At 61.2% G+C, this 9,860-nt stretch carries 8 protein-coding genes; 3 read left to right on the top strand and 5 right to left on the bottom strand.

Going from position 1 to position 9,860, the window contains the following annotated elements; genetic code table 11:
- From ACN0SO_RS14235 to ACN0SO_RS14245, 3 genes are all read left to right on the top strand, one after another.
- Complete coding sequence (locus ACN0SO_RS14235; protein ID WP_417678760.1) at positions 1–1,128, top strand: zinc-dependent alcohol dehydrogenase family protein; 1,128 nt, start codon at positions 1–3, stop codon at positions 1,126–1,128.
- Positions 1,129–1,162: 34 nt separating this feature from the next.
- Complete coding sequence (locus tag ACN0SO_RS14240) at positions 1,163–2,641, top strand: aldehyde dehydrogenase (RefSeq protein ID WP_417678804.1); 1,479 nt, start codon at positions 1,163–1,165, stop codon at positions 2,639–2,641.
- Between the two features lie 104 nt (positions 2,642–2,745).
- Positions 2,746–3,738 (top strand): LysR family transcriptional regulator, encoded by a 993-nt coding sequence (locus ACN0SO_RS14245; protein WP_417678762.1) that lies wholly within the window; start codon positions 2,746–2,748, stop codon positions 3,736–3,738.
- A 244-nt stretch (positions 3,739–3,982) separates the two neighbouring features.
- On the opposite strand, the gene ACN0SO_RS14250 is transcribed toward ACN0SO_RS14245, so the two are convergent.
- The 5 genes from ACN0SO_RS14250 to ACN0SO_RS14270 all read right to left on the bottom strand — a co-directional run bounded on the left by ACN0SO_RS14250 (position 3,983) and on the right by ACN0SO_RS14270 (position 9,481).
- Positions 3,983–4,810, bottom strand: a complete 828-nt coding sequence (locus ACN0SO_RS14250) for an FAS1-like dehydratase domain-containing protein (RefSeq protein WP_417678764.1) — start codon at positions 4,808–4,810, stop codon at positions 3,983–3,985.
- Positions 4,803–6,119: an MmgE/PrpD family protein gene (locus ACN0SO_RS14255; protein ID WP_417678766.1), complete on the bottom strand. Its 1,317-nt coding sequence runs from the start codon at positions 6,117–6,119 to the stop codon at positions 4,803–4,805. The genes ACN0SO_RS14250 and ACN0SO_RS14255 overlap by 8 nt, the downstream gene beginning before the upstream one ends.
- A 1-nt stretch (position 6,120) precedes the next feature.
- Positions 6,121–6,963 carry an HpcH/HpaI aldolase/citrate lyase family protein gene (locus ACN0SO_RS14260; RefSeq protein ID WP_417678768.1) on the bottom strand — a complete coding sequence of 281 codons (843 nt, stop codon included), beginning with the start codon at positions 6,961–6,963 and terminating at the stop codon, positions 6,121–6,123.
- Positions 6,964–6,965: 2 nt separating this feature from the next.
- Positions 6,966–8,135 (bottom strand): acyl-CoA dehydrogenase family protein, encoded by a 1,170-nt coding sequence (locus ACN0SO_RS14265; protein WP_417678770.1) that lies wholly within the window; start codon positions 8,133–8,135, stop codon positions 6,966–6,968.
- Between the two features lie 203 nt (positions 8,136–8,338).
- Positions 8,339–9,481 carry a CaiB/BaiF CoA transferase family protein gene (locus ACN0SO_RS14270; protein WP_417678772.1) on the bottom strand — a complete coding sequence of 381 codons (1,143 nt, stop codon included), beginning with the start codon at positions 9,479–9,481 and terminating at the stop codon, positions 8,339–8,341.
- Between the last annotated feature and the right edge of the window lie 379 nt (positions 9,482–9,860).

The raw sequence follows: 9,860 nt of genomic DNA on the forward strand, positions 1-9,860 counted from the left end.
ATGAAAATGAAAGCCGCAGTTCTGGAGGAGATCGGTCGTCCGGGTCCTTATGCCGAAACCCGCCCGATCTCGGTCTGCGAGGTCGATCTCGACGGGCCGCGCGACGGCGAGGTCCTGGTCGAGATCGCGGCGGCAGGCCTGTGCCATTCGGATCTGTCGGTGGTCAATGGCGACCGTCCGCGACAACTGCCTCTGGTCATGGGACACGAGAGTGCCGGCGTTGTCCGCGCGGTCGGGCCGGACGTCGAACGGTTCGAGCCCGGCGATCACGTCATCTCCGTCTTCGTGCCAAGCTGCGGACATTGCGGCCCGTGCCGGTCGGGCCGGCCGGCCCTGTGCGAACCGGGCGCGGCCGCCAACAACACAGGCAAGCTGATCGGCGGCGGGTCGCGGCTGAGCCGAAACGGCGAAACCCTCTACCACATGACCGGGGTTTCCTGCTTTGCCGAATACGCGGTCGTGTCGCAAAATTCCCTGGTGAAGGTCGACAGCTCGATCCCTCTGGACATTGCCGCCCTGATGGGCTGTGCCGTGCTGACCGGTGCCGGCGCGGTGTTCAACACCGGGGACGTCTGCCCCGGATGTTCGACGGCGGTGGTGGGCCTCGGCGGCGTCGGTCTTTCAGCCGTCATGGCAGCCTATGCGGCCGGCGCCGAGAAGATCGTGGCCGTCGACATCATTCCCGACAAGCTCGAACTCGCCAAACAGCTCGGCGCGACCCATACGATCGATTCCTCGAAGGAAGGCGCTCTGGAGGAACTCCGCGAGCTGACCTCCGGCGGCGTCGACACGGCATTGGATTTCACCGGCAACGTCAACGCCCTGCGCTTTGCCTATGACGCGACACGCCGTGGCGGCGCGACGGTCACCGCCGGCCTGCCGAATCCGAAAGCCATGCTGCAGATCCCGGCCGTCGGCCTGACCGGGGAAGAGCGCACCCTCAAGGGGTCCTACCTTGGATCCGGCGTCCCGAGCCGGGACATCCCGCGCTTCCTCGCCCTCCACGCCCAGGGCCGCCTGCCGGTTGAACGGCTGATGACCGAGAAGATCCGGCTGGAAGACATCAACGAGGGTTTCGACCGCCTGCACGCAGGCAAGGCGATCCGCCAGGTTATCGATTTCAGCTGACACAAAGAGGATAATCATGGAGCGCACCACGGGCATCCAGACCTATCAATGTTACATCAACGGCGAATGGGTCGAACCGGCAACCGGTGAGTATTTTGAAAGCGACGATCCCTTTACCTCCAAGGTGTGGGCAAGGATCCCCCGATGCGGGGCAGAGGATGTGGACCGCGCCGTTGAGGCGGCCAACAATGCCCTCACCAAGGGCGACTGGGCCACGATGCACCCGACCCAGCGGGGTCGCCTGCTCAACCGGTTCGCCGATATTCTGGAGAGCGAGGCCGATAACCTTGCCCGCATCGAAGTTCAGGACAATGGCAAGCTCTATGCCGAAATGCGCGGCCAGACCGGCTATCTGCCGCAGTGGTTCCGCTATTTCGCCGGTCTTTGCGACAAGATCGAGGGCTCGGTCATCCCGATCGACAAACCCGACATGTTCACCTACACGACCCATGTGCCCGTTGGTGTCGTGGCTGCGATCACACCCTGGAACTCTCCGCTTCTTCTGACCACCTGGAAGCTGGCTCCGGCCCTGGCCGCCGGCTGTACCGTGGTGCTGAAACCGTCCGAATTCACCTCGGCTTCCACCCTTGAGTTCTGCAAGCTGGCTGAAAAAGCAGGCTTCCCGGCCGGTGTGATCAATGCCATCACCGGATTCGGCGCCGAGGCCGGCGCGCCGCTTACGGAGCACAAGGACGTTCACAAGGTCGCCTTCACCGGAGGGGATACGAGCGGACGCCATATTGCGCGCTCGGCCATGAACACCTTCAAGAGGCTGACGCTGGAACTCGGCGGCAAGTCCGCCCAGCTCGTCTTCCCGGATGTGAATGTGGAAAGTGCCGCGCGCGGTGTCGTCTCCGGCATCTTCGCCGCAACCGGTCAGACCTGCATCGCGGGCTCGCGCGTTCTGGTGCACGAGGACGTCCATGACGCCTTCGTCGACGCCTTCCTGAATCTGGCCAGGACGGCCCGCATCGGCGACCCCATGGATACGAACACCCAGGTCGGCCCCGTGACGACCAAGCCCCAGTTCGACAAGATCCTGTCCTCGATCCGGATGGCGCGGGACGAAGGCGCGGAATGCGTTCTCGGCGGCGGACCCTCGGAACGGCCCGAATGCGGCCAAGGCCGGTTCATCGAACCGACGGTTTTCACCGGGGTCGAAAACGCGATGAAGATCGCCCAGCAGGAAGTCTTCGGGCCGGTTCTGTCCATAATCAAATTCCGCGAGGAAGAAGAGGCCTACCGGATGGCCAACGACACGGATTACGGCCTGGCCGCGGGTGTCTGGACCCAGGACCAGGGGCGCATGTTCCGCGCAGCCAAGGCACTGCGCGCCGGAAACATCTGGACCAACTGTTACCGCGCGGTGTCCTACATGGTGCCGTTCGGCGGCTTCAAGTCCTCCGGCATCGGGCGTGAAAGCGGGCAGGAAGCCCTCAATGACTATCTGGAAACCAAGTCCGTCTGGATGGACTACGGCCCCGGCCCGGCAAATCCGTTCGTCATGCGCTGAAATCCGATGACGCCGCAGCGCCATAGACAAGACCTATAACGATTGATCGTTTACCTACAGTCTGGTCTTATGAGGCAAATCAATGCGGCACCGGGGACTTCCCGGTGTTTCACGACAGGCGCGAGGCCGTATTGGATATTCGTCAGCTACGATATTTCATAGCGATCGCGGAGGCGCGTTCCGTCTCCGCGGCGGCACATAAACTCCGGATCGCGCAACCCTCCCTCTCCCAACACCTTGTGAATATGGAACGGGAATTGGAGGTGAAGCTGGTCGAACGGTCACCGCGCGGATCGGTGCTGACCAACGAAGGCGAAACCCTTCTCAACCATGCCTATGAAATCTGCCGGATGGTCGACACCTGCATTTCCGAAATCAAGGAACTGTCGGGGGAGGTCCGCGGCAAGGTCCGCTTCGGGATGCCGCCTTCGGTCTCCATGGTGATGTCCGTTCCCCTTGCGGAGACGGTCCGGCTGGAACTGCCGAAAGTGCGCCTGCGGGCCAGCGAGGCCATGAGCGGTTTCATCAAGACCTGGATCGACGATGGCACCGTGGAAATCGGTTTTCTCTACGATCTGATTGGCGTCGAGCATTTTCAGGCAACCCATGTCCTGGACGAACATCTTTTCTTTTTCTCCGCGCCCGATGCCTGGCCGTTGAAGTCGAAACCCGGGGCGCCCGTCGCCATGAGCGATCTGGTGAATGCGGAACTGGTTTTGCCTGGCGAGCCTCACGGGCTTCGGCGCATCATTGAAAAAGCGGCGCGCAAGGCAGGCATCGTGCTCAACGTGACGACGGAACTTGATGCGATGACCCAAATCAAGGAGCTGGTCGCCAGAGGCTCCGGCTACTCCATTTTTGCACCGGCTGCCTGCCATGACTTCGTCGAAGCGGGACGGCTCCTGAAAGCCCCGATCGTGGATCCGGTGATTTCCCGCCCCGTCTATCTGGTGCGAAATCCCTCGGCCGTCCAGACCAGGGCCTGCGCCGCGGTCGAAAAGCTCACCTTGCAGGTGGCCCGGGAAATGGTCGAACGCGGACTGTGGGAAGGCCAGCTCGTCGCGACGGTCGGAGAGAAATCCCCTCAACCGGCCTGATACCAACCATCATTGGTTATGACCCATCTGATGGACCCTATCGGTTCGTTGGCGAGGCGCGACGCGCAGCGCGACCGTCCGGTCGGGCAAGCGGCGCAACAAAGTCCAGCGGGCCGATAGGGTTCACCGAAGGCCGCGTTTTCGAAACGCCCGGAAGGCGTCGCGCTTCTTGGCCGATGCCCCGCATCGACCTGCAAAACGCTCCTGGCCGGACGATCCGAAAATGCGGTCAGATGGGTCATAATCAATGATGGTTGGTATGAGCTTCCATGGTTACGATATCCGCCTCAAGGTCCCGGACGCGCAGGGCCAATTTTCCCTCCCTCTTTCTTGCCTCGACGACTGCCGGCCGGTCACAGATCAGCGGTGACAGCCCGCGATAGGTAAAGTCTTTCGGCAGATGCTCCAGGATTTGAGCCGCAAGGATCTGCATCCAGGTCGACTGGAGCGGCCCATGAACGACCAGTCCGGCGTAGCCCTCCGTTCCGATCGCGTAGATCTTGTCGTAGTGAATGCGGTGGCCGTTGAAGGTCATCGCGGAATAGCGGAAAAGCAGCGTTGACGTCGGCAGGACTTCGATGGACCGAATGACCTCCCAGGGCTCGGCCTGAGGCGGTTGGGGCGTCGGAGCATCCGAAGACGGATCCTCCCGATAGACGATGTTCTGCTGCTCCGAAATCCGGAGGTCCTGCCCGCACAGATAGCTGTGTTCGAGCGTTACGAAACCGAGTTTACCGCTGCGGCCCTCCTTGAACCTGATGTCGGTGATCGTCGATCGTCGCGTGATGGTTTCTCCTGCACGGACCCCGCCCCGATACGACACGCGCCCGCCCGCCCACATGCGCCGGGGCAAGCCGAGATCCGGGAGAAACAGGCCCAGCCGTGGGTGCCCGTCACGCCCCAAGTCGGCCGGCGGATAGATCTCCGGAGCCAGACACCAGTGGAGCCCTGGGGTCTCGTCTTCGCCCGCCAAAAAGCCGTCCAGTGTCACGCGGAATTCCCGCACCTGCCGCTCTGTCACGGTTTCACAGGCCTCGCGCTCAAACCCGATCCAGGAACTGGTGTCAGACATCATCACCACCTCTGACAATATCGCCGAGGTCCGCAGCGCTCAGACCGGACAACCTCTCCAGGATTGGAGCAATCCTGTCTACGCCGTCTCCAAGCACCGCCTTCGCCTTGGCCCGGAGCTTCATGGCAAGGGCATCCGGAGCGGGACGCCGGGCAAGGTCATGAGAGAAGGCCACTTTGCGCCCGTCGGCGAATTCGAGTTCGCATTCGGCCTGCATGTCCGTCAGCGTCTCGTCCCCGATCACCTCGACCTTTTGGGCGAAGGCCGACAGAGCGGGGTCACGGCTCAGATCATCGCAATAGGTCTCGAACGCGCCGGTATTGCGGCCGTCGAGCACCATGCCCGCCAGCCACGTGTAACTGAATTTGACTTCCAGGCCGGTCTGAGGCGCCGGAATATTGCAGACCTTCAGCCAGCGCGGGTTCGTGCGCAGGGTAAGCGAAGTGATCTCCTCCATACGCCCACCGATTTCCGGAAGAACCTCGATCAGCGCCTCGATCATCGCATGGGTGCCATGACAGCAGGCATGGAACTTGTAGCTGATATCCCCGAACAGGAACGCGCCCGCCGGAGCAATCTCCGAGCCGGGCGCATCGCTATGCGTGGGGATGAAACCCTGATCACCCATGAGCCCGTCGTCGCATGAGGTCATCCCGAGTTTGGCCAGCTTCGCGCATTCGATCCCGTTCGAGGCCGCGATCCCCGCATTATACGGCTTGCCCATGGTTCCGAACTGCGATTTCAGGCCCGAGGCCCGCGTTGCGCACAAGCCAAGTGCGGCACGCATCTGGGAACGGGTGAGGCCATAAAGACGTCCCGCAGCGACCGTCGCGCCGAAGGCTCCTGCCGTAGCAGTCTGGTGAAAGCCGCGATTGTAGTGGGCCGACCCGAGCACCATACCGATCCGGATGGCCACTTCTGAGCCGAGCAGGAAGGCCGTGACCACATCTTCCGCAGAAGCCTCGACTTCCTCGCCGGCGGCAAGGGCGGCCGGATAGATACCGACCGATAGATGGCCGACATGGGCAAAATGGGTATCGTCATAATCGAGGGCATGGCTTGTCGCGCCGTTGACCAGCGCCGCGGCCCGTGCAGGAACCTTGGCCCCACCGAGAAGCGAAGCGACCGGGACACCGCCCTCCCCGGCGACCATAAGCCTCAGCTTTTCCGCAAGCGGTTCCTCCACTCCGGCCAGACCGCAGATCAGCCAGTCATAGAGAGACAACCGGGCAGCCGCCATCGCATCGGGCGCGATGGAATCGCTCGGCAGTTCGGCAATGTCCAGAACCGTGTCCATCAAGTTTGACATGTCACTCCTCCGCGGTTTCCGATGCACGCTCAAGCACGGCCTTTGCCTTTGCGATGACCGGCGCATCGACCATCTTGCCATCGACCTTGGCAACGCCTCCATTGCCAATTGCCGACAATACCCTGTCCGCCCAGGCAATCTCATCGTCACCCGGACGGAAACCTGCCTTTGCGGGTGACAGCTGCGCCGGATGGATCAGCAGCTTCCCCTTGAAACCCAGCTCCGCGGCATAGGCTGCGTCACTGCGGATGAGGTCGATGTCACGCGTATCCGCCGTGACACCATCCACGGGACCGGGCTTGTCGGCAATCCTCGAGGCCAGCACGATCTCGGACCTGGCGTGGGCAAGCGCCGGCGGCGTATGGGCGCAACCAAGATCCGCGGCATAGTCGAGCGAACCGAAAAACAGGCGATCGAACAAGGGCGCCAGGTCACGTACCCGCGCGACACCGAGTGCGGTTTCCACCAGGCCGAAACAGGCAGTCCCGGACGGCAGAGCGCTGCGGAGGGCATTTACCTGCGCGGGATCCTCAGCCTTCGGCAAGACAAGACCGGCACACCTGCCCTCGCGCGCTATGGCGGAGACCAAATCGAGGTCTTCCGCAAACCACGGTGTTGTGACCGCGTTGATGCGCACGCACAAGGGCACCTTGTCGGAAACCTCCAGCGATGCCAATGCCTGCCGTGCCGCGTCCTTTTCATCGGGCGCCACAGCGTCCTCAAGATCGGCAATGACACAGGTCGGTTTGGCTGCCTGCGCCTTTTCGATCAACTGCGGCCGGCTGGCCGGAACGAACAGCGGAAAGAACAGCCGATCCTCTTTCAGGGTTCCGGACGTCCTCATCTTCAGAACGACCTCGGCAGATCGAGCAGATGTTCCCCCACATAGGAGAGGATCAGGTTCGTCGAGATCGGCGCCACCTGGTAGAGCCGGGTCTCCTTGAACTTGCGCTCGATATCGTACTCCTCGGCAAAACCGAAACCGCCGTGGGTTTGAAGACAGGCATTGCCCGCCTCCCAGGACGCATCCGCCGCCAGCAGTTTCGCCATATTGGCCTGCGCCCCGCAGTTTTCCTTGGCATCGAAACGGCGGCAGGCCTCAAACCGCATCAGGTTGGCGGCTTCCGTGTTCACGTATGAGCGCGCAAGCGGAAACTGGATCCCCTGGTTCTGTCCGATCGGGCGGTCGAAGACGACCCGCTCGCTGGCGTAGTCGCGCGCCCGCTCCAGGAACCAGTAGGCGTCGCCGATACATTCCGCGGCGATCAGAGTGCGTTCCGCATTAAGACCGTCAAGAATATACCGGAAGCCCATGCCTTCCTCGCCGATGAGGTTTTCTTCCGGGATTTCGAGATCGTCGAAGAACACTTCGTAAGTTTCGTGACCGACCATGTTCTTGATCGGGCTGATTTCCATGCCCTTGCCGATGGCATCCTTCAGTTCGACAATGAAGATCGACATGCCGAGCGACTTGCGCTTGACCTCCTCCAGCGGCGTTGTGCGCGCGAGCAGGATCATCAGGTCGGAATGCTCGATTCGGCTGATCCAGACCTTCTGGCCATTGACCACATAGCGGTCACCCTTCTTTTTGGCGACCGTCTTGATCTTGGTGGTATCGGTTCCCGTCGTCGGTTCCGTCACCGCCATGGACTGCAGACGCAACGCGCCGGAGGCGATCTTCGGCAGATAGGCGTTCTTTTGCGTATCCGAGCCATGCCGGAGAAGCGTCCCCATATTATACATCTGACCGTGGCAGTGGCCCGCATTGCCACCGGAGCGGTTCACCTCTTCCATGACGATGGAAGCTTCCGTCAGGCCGAGACCGGAACCGCCGTATTCTTCCGGGATCATCGCCGCAAGCCAACCATCCCGGGTCAGGGCGTCGATGAACTCAACCGGGTAGGTGTCGTTCGCGGCGTGACGACGATGGTATTCATCCGGATACTCGGCGCAAAGCGCACGCAACGCACTGCGAAGATCATCGTATTGTTCGGGCGAACTGGTCGGTAGAGACAAGGGACGGTTTCCTGGTTTCGATTGGCCGGCCGTCGAAGCCTTCTTAAGAGCAAGAGCGACGAAGCGGCCTATTTTTCCGTATAGGGATGCTATGGGCTCAAAGGCGGTCGCGGGGCATATGAAATTGCTATTGGAGCTCCATAAAATTCCTTAGCCTTGCCCGCATGGATGCCGGAACGCGACGAACGCGGCCGCATGACCGATCATTCCGCCGCGCTCTTCACGGGAGCAAACTCCTCGCGGATTTGCTTCGAGTGCTCGCCGAGCCCGGGGACCGAGCCGAATGCGGGGGCTTTGCCATCCATCAGGGCACCGGGGGCAAGCAGCCTCACGGGGCCGGTCGGCGTGTCGGCTTCGACGTATCGGTTTTGAGGATGCCGGATCAGGTCTTCCATCGTGCTGACCTGGCCGCAGGCAATGCCTGCGGTCTGAAGCAGCCTGGTCAGATCATCCCGCGGGTGATTTGAGAAGACGGTCTCGATCGCGGTATCGAGCGCTTTACGGTTTGCCACCCGATTGGAATTGCTGTTGAACCTCGGGTCGGTCGCAAGATCCGGAAGCCCGAGAACCTTTTCGCAGAATTGCACCCATTCCCGCTCGTTCTGAATGGAGAACAACACCTGCTTGTTATCGGAACCCGAGAATGCGCCGTAAGGGGCGATGGTCGGATGGGACAAGCCGTTGCGGTCGGGAGACTTGCCGCCATAGGCAAATTGGAGATAGGGCACATTCATCCAATCCGCCAGGGAATGGAACAGGCTCACGGAAATATGCCGCCCTTTTCCGGTGCGGCCCCGGCCGATCAGCGCTTGCAAGACGGCCTGGTGCGCGGTCATCCCGCAGGAGATGTCACAGACCGAAACGCCGACGCGTGCAGAACCGGCGGCATTGCCCGTAATCGCAGACAGCCCGCTTTCGGCCTGAACGAGCAGGTCATAGGCCTTCAGGTTGGCATAGGGTCCATCCTCGCCATAGCCGGAAATCGTGACTGTGATCAGGCGCGGATTTTCTTCGCGTAGCCTGTCAGGCGCAAATCCGAGCCGTTCGATCGCCCCGGGAGCGAGGTTCTGGATAAAGACATCCGCCTTCTTCAGAATCTCTTCGAGGATGCCCTTGTCATCCTCTTTGCGCAGATCGAGACAGACGGATTCCTTGCCCCGGTTCAGCCAGACGAAATAGGCGCTTTCGCCGTGAACCAGGTGATCGTATTCACGGGCAAAATCGCCTTCCGGCCGTTCCACCTTGATGACACGGGCGCCGGCTTCGGCCAGACGCCCGGAGAGGTACGGTGCCGCAACGGCTTGTTCGATTGAAACAACCAAAAGGCCATCGAGGTCGTCCGTCATAAGGTGCTCCAGGATCGTCCGGTACAGGAGAACCATTTGGCACAAAACGGGCCGCCACGAGTAATAGCACTATCCGTGGTGAGTTATTCGGTTTAGCTATGACATATGGCGTTTTTGCAAGCGTGGCGCCTATAGCCGCCTGCTTCTTGGGACCCGTAATGTTCGCTTTCTCGCCCCACTCGTCCAAACAAGAAAGCCCCTGATGGGGCCTTTTATTTCATGTTATTTTAGTTTGGCTTTTCTGCGTTTTTGTCCTGCTTTGTCGGCCTTCGGCCTTCTTTTGGGCGCCTGGTGAGGTTCCAATCCTCGACCGCGGTCACCAACGCAAAAAACCCGTCGGTTTGCCGGGTTTTATTGTTTGGTTGCGGGGGCAGGATTT

This window comes from Roseibium sp., from assembly GCF_048260565.1.
In the GTDB taxonomy this organism is placed as follows: domain Bacteria; phylum Pseudomonadota; class Alphaproteobacteria; order Rhizobiales; family Stappiaceae; genus Roseibium.